This is a genomic window from Pseudomonas paeninsulae, from assembly GCF_035621475.1.
In the GTDB taxonomy this organism is placed as follows: Bacteria; Pseudomonadota; Gammaproteobacteria; order Pseudomonadales; family Pseudomonadaceae; genus Aquipseudomonas; species Aquipseudomonas paeninsulae.
On sequence record NZ_CP141799.1, the window covers coordinates 1,782,330 to 1,802,275 of the forward strand.

The following is a 19,946-nucleotide window of genomic DNA, read 5'->3' on the forward strand; positions in this document are numbered from 1 at the left end:
CATAGGTACGGCTCCTACGAAGGCTTAGGCCTCTCGCAGTTCGTAGGGTGGGTTAGCCGAAGGCGTAACCCGCCAACCGGCCGTTAGGCCGGCGATGGTGTTGCCTTATGAGATCAATGGTGGGTTACGCCGCTACGCGGCTAACCCACCCTACGGGCCTGAGCGGCCAGTCCGGATGAAGTCCGTGAAGGCTGCACCGTCTATCGCCGGACTTCATCTGGGCTGCACGCGAGATCGTAAACAGGTGCTAAAGGGTGAGGCGGGCGGCCTGCCTTGCGAAGCCTTCGAAATCTTCGAGATGGTGGGTGGCGATGCTGTGGACTATCGCCCAGTTGATCGCCTCATAGTTATGCACGGCAAGATTGCGAAAGCCCACCGAGCGCTTCAGTCGCTCGGCCAGCGCGGGCTCCAGCAGTTGTTCCTGGGCGAGCAGGTCGAAGGCCTTGCCCATGGTGTCCGGTGGGGGTTGCCTGCGTTCGCTGAGGATATGCACGGCGATGTCGACGCAGGTCTGTACGGCGCGGCTCAGGTTGAGCACCAGCACATCCTGCAGATCCAGGTCACTCTCCAGAGTGGCGACATCGGCAGGCGTCTTGTCGCGTACGCGTGCCAGGCAGCGCTGCAGCGAGTCCAGTTTGCGTTCGATGATCAGCCTATCCATGCTTGCCTCCGTTCGGCGAGCATGCGCTCGACATAGGGCATGAAGTCCTCATTGCTGAGGATATGTCGTGTTATCCATTGCGCATGCAGAGCGGCATCGCCGCGTATACGCACGCCATGCCGGAGAATCTGGCCCAGCAAGGGTTCGCCGACGCCGGCGAGGTCGATCAGATCCACGGGGCGGCCTGTGGACGAGGCGATGTCCGAGATCAGGCGGACCTTGTTCGCAACGTTCAGTGGCGCTGCCGTCAGGACGGCAACGTCCACATCGCTGTCCGGCCTGGCCCGACCGCTGGCGACCGAACCGAATACATAGGCCAGCCTTACATCCGGATGCTGCGCCAAGGCAGCTTCGACCGCTTCGATCGTCATGGTGTGCCTCGCTATGGGATGCGAACAATCATGGCATAGAACCGAGCGGCCAGGAAAAAGTCCAGACTCGCGGCCCGGTTTTCGTCCCGCTGGCCGGAGGTTGAGGCCGCCATCGGGCGCTCAGGACGCTCCGCGCCCGCCGTGCCGAGACGCAGAGCGTCTCTGGCAGCGTGGGAACGATGAATAGCTATTGGCATGGGTACGGCGCTTGTAGGAGCCAGCTTGCTGGCGATGCTTTTCGCCGCTATGGGTCGCCAGCAAGCTGGCTCCTACGAAGGCTTAGGCCTCTCGCAGTTCGTAGGCTGGGTTAGCCGAAGGCGTAACCCGCCAACCGGTCGTTAGGCCGGCGATGGTGTTGCCTTATGACATCAATGGTGGGTTACGCCGCTACGCGGCTAACCCACCCTACGGGCTTAAGTTGATGACATTGACCCGTCAGCTGCGGCGTACCGGCTGATGCCATGTTGGGTTACGCGGCGGTTCGAGTTTGGATTTGATTCGGAATAGGTGCCCGCTGCTAACCCAGCCGAGCTGCATGCCCACGCGAACGGTTCGACGCCTCGACGTGGGAGCGATCAGATTAGTACGCCTTCCTCGCCTATGGGAGCATGCCGCCCTGTGCCGAGGGGATGCCTATAACACGCTCTGTCGCTTAGACGTTGTCCTGCAGCATGTGCAAGTTAGACGCGGCCATAAGCGCCAGGCGATTCTGCTCACTAAGGTCGACGAATTCGACCCCGGTGGTCACGCAGGGTTGCTCCATCTGTTCCTGCTGAACACTGCGCACCATGGCTTTCAGATCCATGTAGATATCGATGCCACCGGGGTTGATGCGAAACGTCAGACGGACTTCCTCGTCCCGATTGGCAAAGGTGGCTGGGCTGGTAATTTTCGCTCCGCCCAAGCTGAGGTCTGCGATGCGACCTGAGCTGCTGCCGCGAGGCCCGTTGATGGCGGTCACCAGATCGATGCGGGATCGCGCCGATTTACGAATTCGCATCGACTGTACATCGACCGGATACGCCAGGTGCAGATAGGGGAATGGCTTAAGCTGGGTTTTCAGTACCCGGGTGCGGTAGGCCAGGGCATGTTGGCCGACAAAGCTACGCACCAGAAAAATCTGTCCCTCGCGCACGAACAGCAGCTTGCCATTGGCGTAGGGCGCCGTAACCAGCAGGCTGAAGGGTGCCAGGTGGCCGACGACCTTGACCGTGTAACGTTCGGTGTTCTTTTCGGTGCTCTGCTGTAACTGGATGGTATCGCCTGGCGCCAGTTGCAGGCGAAAGGGCGACTCCAGTGTGTCACCGTCACCGCCCACCGCCAGTGCTGGCGTTTCGGCGTCTTCGCGAAACAGCTCCAGACGCAAGACATCCGCAAGATCGGCTTGCGCTATCGCCTCGCCGGCGGGGTAGAGCACTTTGCCTTGCGCGTTTCGTAGCGACCAGGACAGCGGCTGTTCGCTTTCTATCTCATCAGGTGCAACGGGGATCAGGGGCACGCAGATACTCCATATGCCAAAAAATCCAAGGGCGCTGCGACTGTAACAGGAAGATGGCTAAATGCATCCATATGCTCTGCCATGGGGCACCATGCCGCCGTAATCAAAACCTCGCGCCGAGGGCGACGCTCCTACACAAACCCCGCGATCTCCTAATGTAGGAGCGGCGCCCCGCCGCGAAGGGCCGCAGGCCCGTCAAATAAACGCGAACCGTGCCAGGCCCAGAGAACAGCAACGGCAACTACAAACCTCGCGCCGGGGGCGACGCTCCTACACAAACCCCGCGATCACCTGTAGGAGCGGCGCCCCGCCGCGAAGGGCCGCAGGCCCGTCAAATAAACGCGAACCGTGCCAGGCCCAGAGAACAGCAACAGCAGCAACAAAACCTCGCGCCGAGGTTCGCAACGCCGCCCGCACGCGCCTACAAAAGCGCACACCGCTCGTGGCGATGGCGGGCCATCGAAACTCATTGATGGCCTATGGCCTAAAGAAATGTGCAGACCGGTCGAAAAGCTATTCAAGCGGGCTTGCTGAATGAGTTCGCTGGCGTGATACAGGTTGAAATGGGGTTGCAAAAGAATTTTGATTTGCCCCCTCAAGCTCACCGAAGCGGCGCCGATACAAGTTACGAATGCGAACTTTATGGGTGCCTGGGCACTGCCCTCCCTAAGTCGCACGCTCAGGCAAACACGCTAGTCCTTGGAGGACACCATCATGGCTCTTACCGTCAATACCAACGTTGCGTCGCTCAATGCCCAACGTAACCTGAACAAGTCGTCTTCGGCCCTCGCCACCACCATGGAGCGTTTGTCCACGGGTTCGCGCATCAACAGCGCCAAGGACGATGCCGCCGGCTTGCAGATCGCCAACCGCCTGACCAGCCAAGTCAATGGTTTGAGTGTGGCGGTGAAGAACGCCAACAACGGCATCTCCATCGCGCAGACCGCAGAAGGTGCTCTGCAAGAGTCGACCAATATCATGCAGCGCATGCGTGACCTGGCGCTGCAATCGTCAAACGGCTCCAACAGCAGTTCCGAGCGTACCGCTTTGCAACAAGAATTCACTGCCCTGTCTGGCGAGCTGACCCGTATTTCCGGGACCACCACCTTCGGTGGTAAGAATCTGCTGGACGGCTCGCTGAACAATGCCAGTTTCCAGGTCGGCTCCAATGCCAACGAAACCGTTTCGTTCAGTCTGGGTGATATGAGCGCCGCAGCCCTGAAGGGCTCATCCAGCGCCGCCCAGGCGACTGGTACTGCGCCTAGCAATATGGCGGCCAGCGTTACCGGCGGTGTTATTCAGGCCGATACAACCACTGGTGCCACTACTGGTACCGGTCCAGTTGCGGGTACCTTGACCGATCTCGCAATCGCGTTCAGCTCCACATCGGTTACGTTGGGCGCTACTTCAGTCGATATGTCGAGTGTTACTGACGATGCATCAATGAAGGCAGCGTTGGATATCGCTGCATCGACTGCGGGTTACATGGTTGCCAACGGAACGAATGCTGGTGAATACACTATTACTGGCACAGGCTTGGTTTCAGTATCAATTGACGGCGGTGCGGTTTCCACTAACGGTGCCGATGCTGTTCAGGCCGATCCTGGTACCACCACCACCGGTCCAGCTACCGGCACTTCCGTAATTGGCCGCAGCACCGCTGGCGGTGTCAACGTTAACGGTATAACTGTTGCCATCGCTGCCGACGCTACGGCTGATGCTGTTTTAACCGCTATCAATGCCGAGACAGCCACCACTGGCGTTACTGCAGCCCTCACGGATGGTCGTATTTCCCTGACCTCTGCTAACGGTAAGGAAGTGAAGCTCGCCGATACCGTGGGTGGCTCGCTTAAAGGCCTGGGTCTGACGGCAGGTACCACTTCTGCCAAGTTGACCGTGGATACGTCGGTGACGCTCAATGGCACCGAGATCAAGCTGGCCAAGGGCAGTGACATGGATTCCATTGTCACCAGCATCAACACCGCCAGCACCGGCGTGAGTGCGAGTAAGAATACTGACGGGACTCTGGCGCTGTTCTCAGGTGGTGACTTCACCGTGGCGGATGGTGCTAACGGTACCGGTTTGGCGACATTGGGCCTGACAGCGGCAGCAGGTGCGAACGCTGCGGTGAAGGTAGAATCTTCAATCAGCAACCTGGATATCACCTCCGCCGAAGGCGCCCAGCAAGCCATCCAGGTACTGGACGGGGCGATTCAGCAAGTGGACAGCGAGCGGGCCAAACTCGGTGCGGTACAGAACCGCTTCGATTCGACCATCAGCAACCTGAACAACATCTCGGAAAACGCCTCGGCTGCCCGTGGTCGCATCACCGACACCGACTATGCCGTGGAAACCGCCAACCTGAGCAAGAACCAGATCATGCAACAGGCCGGCACCGCGATTCTGGCCCAGGCCAACCAGCTGCCCCAGGCGGTGCTCAGCCTACTGCAGTAAGCCAATCGGCAACTTAAGGTGAACTTGCGGGGAGAAGTGCATGGCGCTTCTCCCTGTTTTGCCATCAAGAGGGTGAAGCAATGGACGTTTTTTTTCCCCATGGACCGGCCGTTGGTGCGGCGCAAGCCGTTCGGTCGGGCGAGTTGCGTGGCGAGCGCCAGCCGACAGTCGCCGCAAAGACCTCGGTCGAAACAACACAGGGTGAGCCCAAGGATGAGCGCCAGCCGCTGGAGCAGGCAGTATCAAACATCGAGAGTTTTGTACAGAATATTCGCCGTGACCTGGATTTTGCCCTGGACGATTCGAGTGGCCGGGTGGTGGTCAAGGTGACGGACCGGGTTTCCGGCGAGGTGGTGCGGCAGATTCCTTCAGAAGAAGCGCTGCGTTTGGCGGAAAATCTGGAGGAGGTGCGCAGTCTGCTGTTCCAGGCCGAGGCCTGACGGCACGATTTTTGAAAGGCTTATGGTCTTAGCGGCGCAAGCGTCAAACCCATGACGAGGTGGACAAGATGGTAGGCATAACGGGTATCGGTTCCGGCATCGACATCGACAGTATGGTCGGTGCCCTGGTGGGGGCGGAAAAAGCGCCGAAAGAGGCGCAGCTTTCACGCCTGGAAAAGGCCACTACTTCGAAAATCTCTGCCTTGGGCCAGCTCAATAGCGCCTTGAACAGCTTTCAAACCGCGCTAAAAAAACTCAACGATATCAGCTTGTTCGAAAAGCGCAGTGCCAGTTCTTCAAATAGCAGCCTGGTTACGGCCACTGCCAGTAAAACTGCTCAGGCCGGCAATTACAGCCTCAAGGTGGAGGCCTTGGCCAGCGGTAGCAAAGCGGCCAGCAGGTCTCTGGCGGGTGATTTTTCCACCGGTGCAGCAGGTACTCTGACCGTCAAGCTGGGGGCAGATGATCCCGGTATCAGCGTGGACATCGCTGAAGGCTTGAGCCTGGGCCAGGTGCGCGATGCACTGAATAGCCAACTCAAGGACAGCGGCATCAGTGCCAACCTGGTGACCAACCCTGAGGACGGCAAGACGCGCCTGATCATGACCTCGAGCAACACCGGGGCCGGCAAGGATGTGCAGATCGAGGCCGGGGCGGGTCTTGAGGCGTTGGCTATCGGTGGCGGCCTGCTGAATCAGGATGATCCAGGCTACGCCAGTCAGAGCGGAGTGCTGGAGGCCTCTAGCAATGCCAAGTTCAGTATCGATGGCTTGGCGCTGCAGAGTGCGAGCAATACCGTCGACGGCGCTATCCCTGAGGTGACGTTCAATCTGCTGGCGGCGGACAAGGACAAAACGGTTACGGTTAAGGTTGCGCAGGACCAGTCCGGGGTGACGACGAATATCAAGAAGTTCGTCGAGGCTTACAATTCGCTGATGTCCACGACTCAGTCATTGACCAGCGTGACCTCAGTTGGCGAGGGCAAGGAACCCGTGACGGGCAGCTTGCTCGGGGATTCCAGTGTGCGCGGCCTGCTTTCAACTATTCGTAACCAGCTGGCCTCGCCAGCCGCGCAGGAGGGTGTGCGGGTGCTGAGCGAACTGGGGATTACCACGCAGAAGGACGGCACCCTGGCGATCGATGATGCCAAGCTGTCCAGCGCACTCGAGAGCAATTTTGACGCGGTCGGGGCCTTCTTTACTGGTGACAGCGGCCTGATGAACCGCCTGAGCAGTCAGGTCGATGGCTATGTTAAATCTGACGGCATACTTAATCAGCGCATCAGTGGTCTACAAAAGACCATCAACAGCGTTGATGAGCAGCGTGAAGCATTGAATCTGCGTATCGATAAACTGCAGGCGCGGCTGTATTCCCAGTTCAATGCAATGGACTCCCTGGTGGCGCAATTGACCCAGACCAGTGACTGGCTAACCAGCTCGCTGGACAGCCTTCCTGGCTTTGTGAACAAGAACAAATAAGGCATGAGCAACCCCTTCGATACCTACACAGGTGTCCCGCTCAGTTCGGAAATCAGCGCTTACCCTGTCGTGCGGATGACGCGATCACCTTGAGCAGGTGCAGGTGTTGCTGTAAGTCCCTCACGTTTGCCTCCACTATTAGCCCGGAAATTAAGCCAGAAGCGTTCTGTGTATGGCCTCGCGCCTTGGTGACTGTGGACGCTAGCGGCCTGTGTGGCTAGTTCACTTAGTCAATTTCGGCGCCTGAATCCCTGATGCTGCCTTGCCGCTCCTCACCATAACCCGCTATGACTCGTCGCAGCGCCTTGCCTCTGAGCCCCAGCCATCTGAGCTTGAGTTAACCAACTAACCGTATAGGCCACTGGCCGATAGTTGTGTATCAGCCTTTTTAATAAAGTTGCGAAGTTCTTTTCCTCGCGCCCCTAAAGCTGCCTCTGTTATTGCCGATAACTGAAGTATTCCCGAAACACACTGGAGTACCTTCAGCATGAACGCGATGGCAGCAATGCGGCAGTATCAAAGCGTCAACACCCAGGCCCAGGCCGTGGATGCCAGCCCTCATCGGTTGATCCAGATGCTGATGGAAGGTGGCCTGACTCGTATCGCCCAGGCGCGTGGCGCCATGGAGCGTCAGCAGACGGCGATGAAGGGCGAGCTGATCGGCAAGGCTATCGGTATAGTCGGTGGCTTGCGCGAGGGCCTGGATTTGCAGCAGGGTGGCGAGATGGCCGGTAATCTGGATAGTCTTTACCAGTACATGACCTCCCGTTTGCTGGAAGCCAATGTGAAGAATGACGTAGCCGCCCTGGACGAAGTGACCGGGCTGTTGCGTAATGTGAAAACTGGCTGGGATGCAATCGCTCAATGATGCTGGTCGGCTGCTAAAGGAGCACGTTCATGAGTTCATCTGTCCAGCGTCTGGAAAAGACTGGAAGCGCCTTGCGTACCGCCTTGGCCACGCAGGATTGGGCGGCCATCGGCGAACTGGATTTGCAGTGTCGCCAAGCCGTTGACGACGCCATGGTCGAGTCCGTGCAGGACGAAGACGTGCTGCGCGCGCGTATGCAGGAGTTGCTGGATCTGTACCGCGAGCTGGTCGATGTCTGTCAGTCGGAGCAGCGGCGCCTGGCTGGCGAGCTGATGCAGCTGAACCAGGCCCAGCAGGGGGCCAAGGTTTACCAGTTGTTCGGTTGATGGGACAGCTGGGTTGGTACAGTCCGTAGGATGGTGTTGAGCGCAGCGATACCCATCGAGCGATTTATGCCCGCAGACCAACCCTTGGCAGATGTGTTGGCAGGCCGATGGGTTACGCCGCACACAAAACGCGGCCTTGATCGAAGCTATCTGGCGGCTAACCCATCCTACGGGGCTGGTGCAGATCCGTAGGGTGGGTTAGGCGCCTGGCACAAGGCTATTGGCTGTTACCCGGTCAGTTGCGCCGTAACCCACCACGATGAGCACGCCGACCGTTACTTGGTGGGTTACGCGGCGCGCCAATGATGCAGCTGCTTTCAGCTCCACGACCTGCGCCGCTAACCCACGCGGCCCGACCCACCCTACAAAAGCTGCGGCCAACACATCATTGGGACATAGCCTTAGCGGTGCGGCGCAAATTCGGCGGGTGGTGTTGTTATTCTGCGCGTATGCCTCTTTTCCTGATTGGTACGGGCCTTATTTCCCCCGTATTGCAAACAATCGCTTAGGCAATTGGTCGGGCAATTCAAAAAAAGCACGCCATAAAATTGACTATGCTCGGAAAATTGACTTTACTAGCGGCCAATTGCCAGCGTAGTTGTCGTGTTCGACAACGTGCGCTTCCGTTCGCTCCCAGGATCAGATCAAAAATATGTGGCGTGAAACGAAAATTCTTCTGATTGACGATGACAGCGAACGACGTCGTGATTTGACGGTGATCCTGAATTTCCTGGGTGAAGATCATCTCGCGTGTGGCAGCCATGACTGGCAGGATGCGGTCGCTCCATTGGCCTCCAGCCGGGAGGTGCTCAGCGTCTTGCTCGGTGATGTGCAGGCCAAGGGCGGGGTGCTTGAGATACTCAAGCAGTCTGCTGCCTGGGATGAGTTCTTGCCGATCCTGCTGATCGAAGAGCAGGCTGCTGCGGAATGGCCGGAAGAGTCTCGCCGCCGTGTGCTGGCAACCCTGGAGATGCCGCTTAGCTACAACAAACTGCTCGATTCCTTGCACCGCGCCCAGGTTTACCGCGAGATGTACGACCAGGCGCGCGAACGCGGTCGCCAGCGTGAAACGAACCTGTTCCGCAGTCTGGTCGGTACCAGTCGCGCCATTCAGCAGGTGCGGCAGATGATGCAGCAGGTGGCCGATACCGAGGCCAGTGTGTTGATCCTCGGTGAGTCGGGCACTGGTAAAGAGGTGGTGGCGCGCAATCTGCACTATCACTCCAAGCGTCGTGAAGGGCCTTTCGTGCCGATCAACTGTGGCGCGATTCCCGCGGAGTTGCTGGAGAGCGAACTGTTCGGGCATGAGAAGGGCGCCTTTACCGGCGCTATCACCAGCCGCGCGGGGCGTTTCGAGTTGGCCAACGGCGGCACTCTGTTCCTCGATGAAATTGGCGACATGCCGCTGTCGATGCAGGTCAAGCTGCTGCGTGTGCTGCAAGAGCGCACCTACGAGCGGGTTGGCAGCAACAAGACGCAAAGTGCCGATGTACGCATCATTGCGGCGACCCACAAGAATCTGGAAGTGATGATCGAAGCGGGTAGTTTTCGCGAGGATCTCTACTACCGGCTGAATGTATTCCCCATCGAAATGGCGCCGCTACGCGAACGTATCGAAGATATTCCCTTGTTGATGAACGAACTGATCTCACGCATGGAGCACGAGAAGCGCGGTTCGATTCGTTTCAACTCGGCGGCGATCATGTCGCTGTGCCGCCACGACTGGGCGGGTAATGTGCGTGAGCTGGCCAACCTGGTCGAGCGCATGGCGATCATGCATCCCTATGGGGTAATCGGCGTCGGTGAGTTGCCGAAGAAATTCCGCCATGTCGACGATGAAGACGAGGATGTGACCGCCAGCCTGCGCGAAGAGCTGGAGGAGCGCGCAGCTATCATCGCCGGACTGCCGGGTGTCAGTACGCCAGCCATGCTGCCGGCCGAAGGCCTCGATCTGAAAGACTACTTGGGCAACCTCGAGCAGGGCTTGATCCAGCAGGCGCTCGATGACGCCAGCGGTGTAGTGGCCCGGGCGGCAGAGCGTTTGCGCATTCGCCGCACCACCCTGGTCGAGAAAATGCGCAAGTACGGCATGAACCGGCGCGACGACGAAGTGCTGGAAGACTGAATCCGTAGGGCGTCAGCAGGCACGCCGCACCTGATGGGTTACGCCGCACGCAAAACGCTGCCTTGATCGAAACGCTGTGGCGGCTAACCCATCCTACGAGTCTTGGTGCCGCGCCGATCAGGCCGTAGGTTGGGTTGGCGGCGGGCACTTATCCTGAATCAAATCCAGACTTGAACCGCCGCGTAACCCAACATGGCGTCAGTCGGTATGCCGCCATCCCGGATTACGCTTGAGCTCATCCAGGCTACGGGAAACTCGCTAACCCATCCTACGAGTCTTGGTGCCGCGCCGATCAGGCCGTAGGTTGGGTTCGCGGCGGGCAGCTATCCCGAATAAAATCCAGGCTTGAAGCGCCGCGTAACCCAACATGGCGTCAGCCGGTGCGCCGCAGCTGATGGGTTACGCCGCACGCAAAACGCTGCCTTGATCAAAACGCTGTGGCGGCTAACCCATCCTACGGGTCTGGTTGTTGCTGTGTCATCGAGTCAGTGTCTTGGCGCTGCAGCGTTCTATTCAGCCGGTGCTTTGACGCAATTGGCTGATTTGTTTTTCAAGCCATTGAAAAACAAGTATTTTATATTTAGGCACGGGTATTGCTATCTCTTCTGCTAACTGACTGTCTTATGACGGCTCGCCAGGCGAGAGAGAATGATGAAGCCCAACGCCCAACCCTCCCATAGTGCCGAACTCGAACCTACTGCTTCTCAGGAGCTAGCCAGTCGCACGAGCCTGGAGCAGGCCTTTGCGCGGTTCAACCAGATGTCGACTCAGTTCAGTGAGTCCTACAGCATGCTGGAGGATCGGGTTGCCGAGTTGAAGGGGCAGTTGGCCCTGGTCAGCGCCCAGCGCATGCAGGAGCTGGCCGAGAAGGAACGCCTGGCCTACCGCTTGCAAAGCCTGCTGGATCTGCTGCCCGGTGGGGTAATCGTCATCGACGGGCAGGGCGTGGTGCGTGAAGCCAATCCGGTGGCGCGCAATCTGCTCGGTCTGCCGTTGCTGGGGATGCTCTGGCGCCAGGTTATCGCGCGCAACTTCGCTCCGCGTGAGGACGATGGCCACGAGATCTCCCTGAAAGATGGTCGACGCCTGTCGATTGCCACTCGCTCGTTGCAAGGCGAGCCGGGGCAGTTGGTACTGCTCACCGACCTGACAGAAACCCGGCGCTTGCAGGATCAGCTGGCGCGGCATGAGCGTTTGTCCGCGCTGGGGCGCATGGTCGCCTCTCTGGCTCATCAGATTCGTACACCGCTCTCGGCAGCGTTGCTCTATGCCAGCCATTTGACCGAGCAGGTGTTGCCGGTCGAGCAGCAACAGCGCTTCGCCGGGCGCTTGAAAGAGCGTTTGCATGAGCTGGAGCATCAGGTGCGCGACATGCTGGTCTTCGCTCGTGGCGACCTGCCACTGCCGGATCGGCTGACGCCCAAGGCAGTGTTCGAGGCCTTGCAGGCGGCGGCCGAGCCCCATGTGCGCGGCATGACGGTGCGTTGGCAATGCGACAGTCGAGACGGCGAGTTGCTGTGTAACCGCGACACCCTGGTCGGCACCGTACTCAATCTGATCGAGAACTCGGTCCAGGCCGCCGGGCGCGAGGCGCGCTTGAAGATTCATCTGTATCAGCGTGGCAACAGCTTGCGCCTGTGCGTCAGCGACAGCGGCCCGGGCATCGACAGCGTCACCCTGGCACGTCTGGGCGAACCCTTCTTCACCACCAAGACCACCGGGACCGGCCTCGGCCTGGCCGTGGTCAAGGCGGTGGCGCGCGCCCATCAGGGTGAATTGCAGATGCGTTCACGAATCGCGCGCGGCACCTGCGCCTTATTGATTTTGCCGTTGATTCCCGCGGCGCCAATAGGCTCTGTTGATATATGCGAGTCAGCCGCGACGGAGGCCACCTTGTCGCAAGACAAGGCGCGAGGAGAGAAGTTTGGTGATTCCAAATGAACGACGAGAAACGCAGTTCTGCGACAAGGCGGCCCCGTCCCTTCGGGTTGCGTGCCAAAGCCCGCCATGCGTTGTTGCGGGACTTGCCAAGGGATAACCATTACCTGCGTCCCGCGCCTAGCCTGGCGGGCTTTGGCCCAGCAACGCGGCGCGCTCGCATATGTCAACAGAGCCTAATAATTCAGGAGTAACACCATGGCTGCCAAAGTTCTGCTGGTCGAAGACGACCGCTCCCTGCGCGAAGCCCTGGCCGATACCCTGGCGCTGGGTGGCCACGACTACCGGACGGTGGATTGTGCCGAAGCGGCGCTCGTGGCCCTGGCGCAAGAACCCTTCGGCTTGGTGATCAGCGACGTGAACATGCCGGGCATGGACGGCCACCAGTTGTTGGCCCTGATTCGCCAGCGCCAGCCACAACTGCCGGTGTTGCTGATGACGGCCTTCGCGGCGGTCGAGCGTGCGGTGGACGCGATACGCCAGGGCGCGGCGGATTACCTGGTTAAGCCGTTCGAGCCGAAGACCTTGCTGGCGCTGGTCGATCGGCATGCCCTCGGGCGCGTGACGGCGACCGAGCAGGACGGTCCGGTGGCGCTGGAGCCGGCCAGCGTGCAATTGCTCGAGCTGGCGACGCGGGTGGCGCAGAGCGATTCGACGGTGTTGATCACCGGCGAGTCCGGCACCGGCAAGGAGGTGTTGGCGCGATTCATTCACCAGCAGTCACCGCGGGCGGCGAAGCCCTTCGTCGCGATCAACTGCGCGGCGATTCCCGACAACATGCTCGAAGCCACGTTGTTCGGCCATGAGAAAGGCTCTTTCACTGGCGCCATTGCCAGCGCGCCGGGCAAGTTCGAGTTGGCCGAGGGCGGCACCATTCTGCTCGATGAAATTTCCGAAATGCCGCAAGGCTTGCAAGCCAAGTTGTTGCGCGTGCTGCAGGAGCGTGAAGTGGAGCGGGTAGGTGGGCGCAAGCCGATCAGCCTGGACATTCGCGTGCTGGCCACCAGTAACCGCGACCTGGCCGGCGAAGTGGCGGCGGGGCGCTTTCGTGAAGACCTCTACTATCGCCTGTCGGTCTTCCCGCTGGCCTGGCAGCCGTTGCGCCAGCGGCCAGCAGACATCTTGCCGTTGGCCGAGCGGCTGCTGGCCAAGTACGTCAAAAAAATGAATCACGCGCCTATCCGTATTTCGCCACAGGCGCAGGCGAGCCTGGTGAGTCATGCCTGGCCGGGTAATGTGCGTGAGCTGGATAACGCCATTCAACGCGCGCTAATTCTGCAGCAGGGCGGTTTAATCCAGCCGCAAGATCTGTGTCTGACGGTCGCCGCTAGCCGTCTCGCGCCTGCGCCTAAGCCGATCCTGGCGGTGGTGCCGGCGAGCGTTCCGGTGACGGCGGAGGTTGTTCCGGCGGAGGCTGGCGCCTTGGGTGAAGACCTGCGTCGACATGAGTTCCAGATGATCATCGACATCCTGCGTTCCGAGCGCGGGCGTCGCAAAGAGGCCGCCGAGCGCCTGGGGATAAGCCCGCGCACCCTGCGCTACAAGCTGGCGCAGATGCGCGATGCCGGCATGGATGTAGAGGCCTATCTGTTTGCCAGCTAGCACTGGCAGCTGCAAGCCGTAAGCTACGTAGGGTGGGTTAGCGGCGCGGTACGCCGGCCGATAACCCGAGCGCAATAGTGGCGCGACGCGTAACCCGCCAAACGATCGACCGCGTTGCGCCGATGGTGGGTTACGCCGCGTCCCTTGTGGCGTGATGTCGGGTAATTGCTGCATGCGGCTAACCCACCCTACGGTTCTGCTTCGCGTACGCCCTACAGGGTGGCGCCTTGCCCATTCCCCGCCTTACCTGGCACCTTTGTTGCAACCTCCTCTGGCAAGAGCCGCGTAGTGTCAAAAAACCGCGGCCAGTGGAGGAAGGTCATGAGCCAGGGTATTGAATTCAATCGCTTGATGCTGGAAATGCGTTCCATGCAAACCGAGGCGATGGCGCGGCAGAAGCCTGTCGCCAGCGCACCGGAGGCCGGCGCTCCGAGCTTCTCGGATATGCTCGGCCAGGCGGTGAACAAGGTCAATGAAACCCAGCAGGCCTCCAACCAACTGGCCACGGCCTTTGAGATGGGCAAGAGCGGCGTGGACTTGAGCGATGTGATGATTGCCTCGCAGAAAGCCAGCGTGTCTTTCCAGGCCATGACCCAGGTTCGCAACAAACTGGTTCAGGCGTATCAAGACATCATGCAGATGCCGGTTTAAGGGTAGGTTCTAGATCATGGCCGACGCACTCGCCACCAACGTTCCCGCCACCACTGCTGGCAATGATTCGAGCAAGCCGCTGTTCGGCCTGGCGTTTCTGGAAAATCTCTCGGATATGTCGATGCTGCGCCAACTCGGCCTGCTGGTCGGTCTGGCTGCCAGCGTGGCGATTGGTTTTGCCGTGGTGCTCTGGTCGCAACAGCCGGATTACCGTCCGCTGTATGGCAGCCTGGAAGGGATGGACGCTTCCCAGGTCATGCAAACCCTGGGTGCCGCCGACATCAGCTATACCGTAGAGCCAAATTCAGGCGCTCTGCTGGTCAAGGCCGATGATTTGGCGCGCGCGCGCATGCGTCTGGCCGCTGCCGGCGTGGCGCCGAGCGATAACAACATAGGTTTCGAGATTCTCGACAAGGAGCAGGGGCTCGGTACCAGCCAGTTCATGGAAGCCACCCGTTACCGGCGTGGCCTGGAAGGCGAGCTGGCGCGCACCGTGTCCAGTATCACCAACGTCAAGGGCGCGCGGGTGCACCTGGCTATTCCGAAAAGCTCGGTGTTCGTGCGTGACGAGCGTAAGCCCAGCGCCTCCGTATTGGTCGAGCTGTATTCCGGGCGCAATCTGGAGCCGAGCCAAGTGATGGCCATTATCAATCTGGTCGCCAGTAGTGTGCCGGAGATGGACAAGGCTCAAGTCACTGTGGTCGATCAGCGGGGCCGCCTGTTGTCCGACCAGCAGGAGATGTCCGAGCTGAGCATGGCCGGCAAACAGTTCGACTACAGTCGGCGCATGGAGAGCATGCTCACCCAGCGCGTGCACAGTATTCTGCAGCCGGTGCTGGGTGCCGGGCGTTACAAGGCCGAAGTCTCGGCCGATGTAGATTTCAGCGCGGTCGAGTCCACCTCGGAAATGTTCAACCCGGATCAGCCGGCGTTGCGCAGTGAGCAGCAGGTCAATGAGCAGCGCAGTACTGGCAGTCTGTCGCCGCAAGGCGTTCCGGGTGCGCTGAGCAATCAGCCGCCGGGCGCGGCAACAGCCCCTCAGCAGGCCGGTGGCGCGGCTGCCGTAGCCGGGGCGATTGCCGCGGGTCAACCGCTGGTGGACGTCAACGGCCAGCAGGTCATGGATCCGGTGACCGGTCAGCCGATGCTGGCGCCGTTCCCAGCGGACAAGCGTGAGCAATCGACGCGCAATTTCGAACTGGATCGCTCGATCAGTCACACCAAGCAGCAGCAGGGACGCTTGCGCCGGTTGTCGGTGGCGGTGGTAGTCGACGATCAGTTCAAGGTCGATGCCGCCACTGGCGAAACCAGCCGCATGCCCTGGAGCGTCGACGAATTGGCACGCTTTACCCGACTGGTACAGGATTCGGTCGGCTTCGACGCCAGTCGCGGCGACAGCGTGAGCGTGATCAATTCACAGTTCTCCGCGGTCCAGGGCGAAGAAATCATCGATATCCCGTTCTATACCCAGCCGTGGTTCTGGGACATCGTCAAGCAAGTGCTCGGCGTGCTGTTCATTCTGGTATTGGTATTTGGTGTGTTGCGCCCGGTGCTGAACAATATCACCGCTGGCGGTAAAGGCCGGGGGCTGATGGCTGGTGGTCGCAATGGCGATGTCGAACTGGGTGAGATGGGTGGCCTTGACGGCGAGCTGGCGGCCGACAGGGTCAGTCTCGGCGGCCCGCAAAGCATCCTCCTGCCTAGCCCGAGCGAGGGGTATGATGCGCAGCTGAATGCAATCAAGAGCTTGGTGGCGGAAGACCCGGGTCGGGTCGCCCAGGTGGTGAAAGAGTGGATCAACGACGATGAGTGACAACCGTACAGCCGCCAAGTTGAGCAAGGTCGAGAAGGCCGCGATCCTCCTGCTTTCACTCGGTGAAACCGATGCCGCGCAGGTGCTGCGCCACCTTGGGCCGAAGGAAGTGCAAAAGGTTGGCGTGGCCATGGCCGGCATGCGCAACGTGCACCGCGAGAAGGTCGAGCAGGTGATGGGCGAATTCGTCGACATTGTCGGCGACCAGACCAGCCTGGGCGTGGGCGCGGACGGCTATATCCGCAAGATGCTGACCCAGGCGCTGGGCGAAGATAAAGCCGGCAACCTGATCGACCGCATCCTGCTCGGCGGCAGCACCAGCGGCCTGGACAGTCTGAAGTGGATGGAACCGCGCGCGGTGGCCGATGTGATCCGCTACGAGCATCCGCAGATTCAGGCGATTGTGGTAGCGTACCTCGATCCCGACCAGGCCGGTGTAGTGCTCGGCCATTTCGACCACAAGGTGCGCTTGGATATCGTTCTGCGCGTGTCCTCGCTGAATACCGTGCAACCGGCGGCACTCAAGGAACTCAACCAGATTCTCGAGAAGCAATTCTCCGGCAGCTCCAATAGCACGCGCGCCACTATGGGTGGGGTCAAGCGGGCGGCCGACATCATGAACTTCCTCGACAGCTCGACCGAAGGTCAGTTGATGGACTCGATCCGCGCAGTCGACGAAGACCTGTCGTCGCAGATCGAAGACCTGATGTTTGTCTTCGACAACCTCGCCGAGGTCGACGACCGCGGTATCCAGGCGCTGCTGCGCGAGGTTTCCTCCGATGTGCTGGTGCTGGCGCTCAAGGGCGCAGACGAGGCGATCAAGGAAAAGGTGTTCAAGAACATGTCCAAGCGCGCGGCCGAGTTGCTGCGCGACGACCTGGAAGCCAAGGGCCCGGTGCGGGTCAGCGACGTGGAAACGGCGCAGAAGGAAATTCTCACCATTGCCCGGCGCATGGCCGAAGCCGGGGAAATCGTCCTCGGTGGCAAGGGTGGCGAAGAGATGGTTTAACCGGAGAAGATCGGCATGGCCCCCAAGGAAGCGCCCAGCGAGTTGATTCGCGCCCAGGACATCAGCGTTATTGATCGCTGGGCCTTGCCCAGCTTCGACCCGCATGTCGAGGGTGCCGCCCCTGATCCTGCGAGCGAGGCGGCCGCGGCCGAGGCCGGCCAAGCGCTGCCGGCCGAGTCCGAGGATGTGGCTCTGGAGGACGTCAAGCCATTGACGCTAGATGAGCTGGAGGCGATACGTCAAGACGCCTACAACGAAGGCTTCAGCACCGGCGAAAAGGACGGTTATCACAGCGGTCAGCTGAAAGCCAAACAGGAGGCCGATGCCACCCTGGCAAGCAAAATGCTCGCTGTCGAGCAGCTGATGCAGCAGCTGTTCGAGCCCATCGCCGAGCAGGATCAGCAGCTCGAAGTGGCACTGGTCAACCTGGTCAGCCACATGGCCCGTGAGGTGATCCAGCGCGAGCTGAGTAGCGACTCTAGCCAGATTCGCCAGGTCTTGCGTGAAGCCCTCAAGTTGCTGCCCATGGGGGCCGGCAACGTGCGTATTCATCTCAATCCGCAAGACTTCGATATGGTCAAAGCCCTGCGCGAGCGCCACGAAGAAAGCTGGCGCATAGTCGAAGATGACGCCTTGTTGCCCGGCGGTTGCCGGGTCGAGAGCGAGCATAGCCGCATTGATGCGAGCATCGAAACCCGCCTCAGCCAAGCGCTCAAGCAGCTGTTCGAGCAGCAGCGCGAACAAGCCACGCATCCGCTGGAGGCCGATCTGCAGATCGACCTGGGCGCGGCCGAGGAACCACCCCATGCGTCTTGAACGCACCAGTTTCGCCAAGCGGCTGGCCGGCTACAGCGAGGTGGTGAAGCTTCCCAGTCAGCCCGTGGTCGAAGGGCGTTTGCAGCGCATGGTTGGCCTGACCCTGGAGGCCGAGGGGCTGCGCGCCGCACTCGGCAGCCGCTGCTTGGTGATCAACGATGACAGCTATCACCCGGTGCAAGTCGAAGCCGAGGTGATGGGCTTCGCCAACGACAAGAGCTTTCTGATGCCGGTTGGCAGCCTGGCCGGCATTGCGCCTGGGGCGCGAGTAGTGCCGATACCGGACAGCGGACGTTTGCCGATGGGCAAGTCGATGCTCGGCCGGGTGCTCGATGGCACCGGGCGGGCGCTGGATGGCAAGGGCGGGATGAAGGCCGAAGACTGGGTGCCGATGGATGGGCCGACGATTAACCCGCTGAAACGCCACCCGATCAGTCAACCGCTGGATGTCGGCATCCGCAGTATCAACGGCCTGCTCACGGTCGGACGCGGCCAGCGTATCGGGCTGTTCGCCGGCACCGGAGTCGGCAAGAGCGTGCTGCTGGGCATGATGACGCGTTTTACCGAGGCCGATATCATCGTGGTCGGCCTAATCGGTGAGCGTGGCCGCGAGGTCAAGGAGTTCATCGACGAGATCCTCGGTGCCGAAGGTATCAAGCGTTCCGTGGTGGTCGCCTCGCCAGCAGACGATGCGCCACTGATGCGTCTGCGCGCGGCGATGTATTGCACGCGCATCGCCGAATACTTTCGCGACAAGGGCAAGAATGTCCTGTTGCTGATGGACTCGCTGACCCGCTTCGCCCAGGCCCAGCGCGAGATCGCCCTGGCCATTGGCGAGCCGCCGGCGACCAAGGGTTATCCACCTTCGGTGTTTGCCAAACTGCCAAAATTGGTCGAGCGCGCCGGTAATGCCGAAGAGGGTGGCGGTTCGATCACGGCGTTCTACACGGTCTTGAGTGAAGGCGACGATCAACAGGATCCGATTGCCGATGCCGCCCGCGGCGTGCTTGACGGTCACATCGTGCTGTCGCGGCGCTTGGCCGAGGAAGGCCATTATCCAGCCATCGACATCGAAGCCTCGATCAGCCGGGTCATGCCGCAAGTGGTGACGAGCGAACACCAGCGCAGCGCGCAGCGCTTCAAGCAGCTGTGGGCACGCTATCAGCAGAGCCGCGACCTGATCAGTGTCGGCGCCTACGTACCCGGTGGCGATGCCGATACCGACTTGGCCATCGCGCGCCAGCCGGCGATGGTCAGGTACCTGCGCCAGAGCCTGGGCGAAAGTGAAAACCTGGAACGCAGCAGTGCGCTGCTGGCGGCGACCTTCAACCCCACTATTGCGCCGGGGGGCTAAGTGTCGACAAGTCGCGCCGCGCGCCTGGCGCCGGTTATCGTCATGGCCGAGCGTGCCGAGCGCGAGGCCGCCATGCAGTTGGGTCACTGCCAGGGGCTGTTGAGTCAGGCCCAGGTCAAGCTGGGCGAGCTGGAGCATTACCGGGGCGATTATCAGCAACAGTGGATCAGCGAAGGCCAGCGCGGTGTTTCCGGGCAATGGCTGATGAACTATCAGCGTTTTCTTTCCCAGTTGGAGACCGCCATCGGCCAGCAGCGTCAGACCGTGGCCTGGCATGGCAACAACCTGGACAAGGTGCGAGTGGTCTGGCAACAGCGTTATGCGCGCCTGGAGGGTCTGCGCAAGTTGGTGCAGCGTTATCAGGAGGAGGCCCGCCTGAGTGCGGACAAACGCGAGCAAAAACTCCTCGATGAGTTAGCCCAACGCGTACGCCGGGACGATTGTGCTTGATTGCCTGTTGCTGCTGGCGCTTGCTAGTGCTACATCTTGATCACACGGATCGTGCATTCAGGCTCGTTCAGTCGCGATAGCCATCGCGCAAG

General features: G+C 60.5%; 16 protein-coding genes and 1 pseudogene. 14 read left to right on the forward strand and 3 right to left on the reverse strand.

The window, feature by feature from the left end:
• Positions 1–247 precede the first annotated feature (247 nt).
• The 3 genes from hepT to VCJ09_RS08295 all read right to left on the reverse strand — a co-directional run bounded on the left by hepT (position 248) and on the right by VCJ09_RS08295 (position 2,530).
• Positions 248–661, reverse strand: a complete 414-nt coding sequence (gene hepT / locus VCJ09_RS08285) for a type VII toxin-antitoxin system HepT family RNase toxin (protein WP_324733913.1) — start codon at positions 659–661, stop codon at positions 248–250.
• Entirely contained in the window at positions 649–1,032 is a 384-nt protein-coding gene (mntA, locus tag VCJ09_RS08290; protein WP_324733914.1) for a type VII toxin-antitoxin system MntA family adenylyltransferase antitoxin, read from the reverse strand. Before mntA ends, hepT begins: the two co-directional genes overlap by 13 nt.
• A 652-nt stretch (positions 1,033–1,684) precedes the next feature.
• Entirely contained in the window at positions 1,685–2,530 is an 846-nt protein-coding gene (locus VCJ09_RS08295; protein WP_324733915.1) for a flagellar brake protein, read from the reverse strand.
• Positions 2,531–3,244: 714 nt separating this feature from the next.
• On the opposite strand from VCJ09_RS08295, the gene VCJ09_RS08300 reads away from it, so the two are divergent.
• The 14 genes and pseudogenes from VCJ09_RS08300 to fliJ all read left to right on the forward strand — a co-directional run bounded on the left by VCJ09_RS08300 (position 3,245) and on the right by fliJ (position 19,854).
• Positions 3,245–4,984, forward strand: a complete 1,740-nt coding sequence (locus VCJ09_RS08300; RefSeq protein WP_324733916.1) for a flagellin N-terminal helical domain-containing protein — start codon at positions 3,245–3,247, stop codon at positions 4,982–4,984.
• An 80-nt stretch (positions 4,985–5,064) separates the two neighbouring features.
• Positions 5,065–5,424, forward strand: coding sequence for a flagellar protein FlaG (locus tag VCJ09_RS08305; protein ID WP_324733917.1), 360 nt, complete (start codon positions 5,065–5,067; stop codon positions 5,422–5,424).
• A 68-nt stretch (positions 5,425–5,492) separates the two neighbouring features.
• On the forward strand, positions 5,493–6,902 hold the full coding sequence (gene fliD / locus VCJ09_RS08310) for a flagellar filament capping protein FliD (RefSeq protein ID WP_324733918.1): 1,410 nt from the start codon (positions 5,493–5,495) through the stop codon (positions 6,900–6,902).
• 487 nt (positions 6,903–7,389) lie between these two features.
• On the forward strand, positions 7,390–7,770 hold the full coding sequence (fliS, locus tag VCJ09_RS08315) for a flagellar export chaperone FliS (RefSeq protein WP_324733919.1): 381 nt from the start codon (positions 7,390–7,392) through the stop codon (positions 7,768–7,770).
• A gap of 29 nt (positions 7,771–7,799) precedes the next feature.
• On the forward strand, positions 7,800–8,096 hold the full coding sequence (locus VCJ09_RS08320; RefSeq protein ID WP_324733920.1) for a flagellar protein FliT: 297 nt from the start codon (positions 7,800–7,802) through the stop codon (positions 8,094–8,096).
• Positions 8,097–8,748: 652 nt separating this feature from the next.
• Complete coding sequence (locus tag VCJ09_RS08325) at positions 8,749–10,221, forward strand: sigma-54 dependent transcriptional regulator (protein ID WP_324733921.1); 1,473 nt, start codon at positions 8,749–8,751, stop codon at positions 10,219–10,221.
• A gap of 648 nt (positions 10,222–10,869) precedes the next feature.
• Positions 10,870–12,081, forward strand: a pseudogene (locus VCJ09_RS08330) (sensor histidine kinase); the annotation flags it as partial.
• A 276-nt stretch (positions 12,082–12,357) separates the two neighbouring features.
• A complete protein-coding gene (locus VCJ09_RS08335; protein WP_324733922.1) occupies positions 12,358–13,761 on the forward strand; it encodes a sigma-54-dependent transcriptional regulator in 1,404 nt (467 codons plus the stop codon).
• Between the two features lie 321 nt (positions 13,762–14,082).
• Positions 14,083–14,412 carry a flagellar hook-basal body complex protein FliE gene (gene fliE / locus VCJ09_RS08340; protein ID WP_079201403.1) on the forward strand — a complete coding sequence of 110 codons (330 nt, stop codon included), beginning with the start codon at positions 14,083–14,085 and terminating at the stop codon, positions 14,410–14,412.
• A 16-nt stretch (positions 14,413–14,428) separates the two neighbouring features.
• Positions 14,429–16,225 carry a flagellar basal-body MS-ring/collar protein FliF gene (gene fliF / locus VCJ09_RS08345; protein ID WP_324733923.1) on the forward strand — a complete coding sequence of 599 codons (1,797 nt, stop codon included), beginning with the start codon at positions 14,429–14,431 and terminating at the stop codon, positions 16,223–16,225.
• On the forward strand, positions 16,218–17,234 hold the full coding sequence (gene fliG / locus VCJ09_RS08350) for a flagellar motor switch protein FliG (protein WP_079201405.1): 1,017 nt from the start codon (positions 16,218–16,220) through the stop codon (positions 17,232–17,234). The genes fliF and fliG overlap by 8 nt, the downstream gene beginning before the upstream one ends.
• Before the next feature lie 15 nt (positions 17,235–17,249).
• Positions 17,250–18,050 carry a flagellar assembly protein FliH gene (gene fliH / locus VCJ09_RS08355; RefSeq protein ID WP_324733924.1) on the forward strand — a complete coding sequence of 267 codons (801 nt, stop codon included), beginning with the start codon at positions 17,250–17,252 and terminating at the stop codon, positions 18,048–18,050.
• Entirely contained in the window at positions 18,040–19,404 is a 1,365-nt protein-coding gene (gene fliI / locus VCJ09_RS08360) for a flagellar protein export ATPase FliI (RefSeq protein WP_324733925.1), read from the forward strand. Before fliH ends, fliI begins: the two co-directional genes overlap by 11 nt.
• Positions 19,405–19,854 carry a flagellar export protein FliJ gene (gene fliJ, locus VCJ09_RS08365; RefSeq protein WP_324733926.1) on the forward strand — a complete coding sequence of 150 codons (450 nt, stop codon included), beginning with the start codon at positions 19,405–19,407 and terminating at the stop codon, positions 19,852–19,854. It begins immediately after the preceding gene.
• Positions 19,855–19,946: the final 92 nt, after the last annotated feature.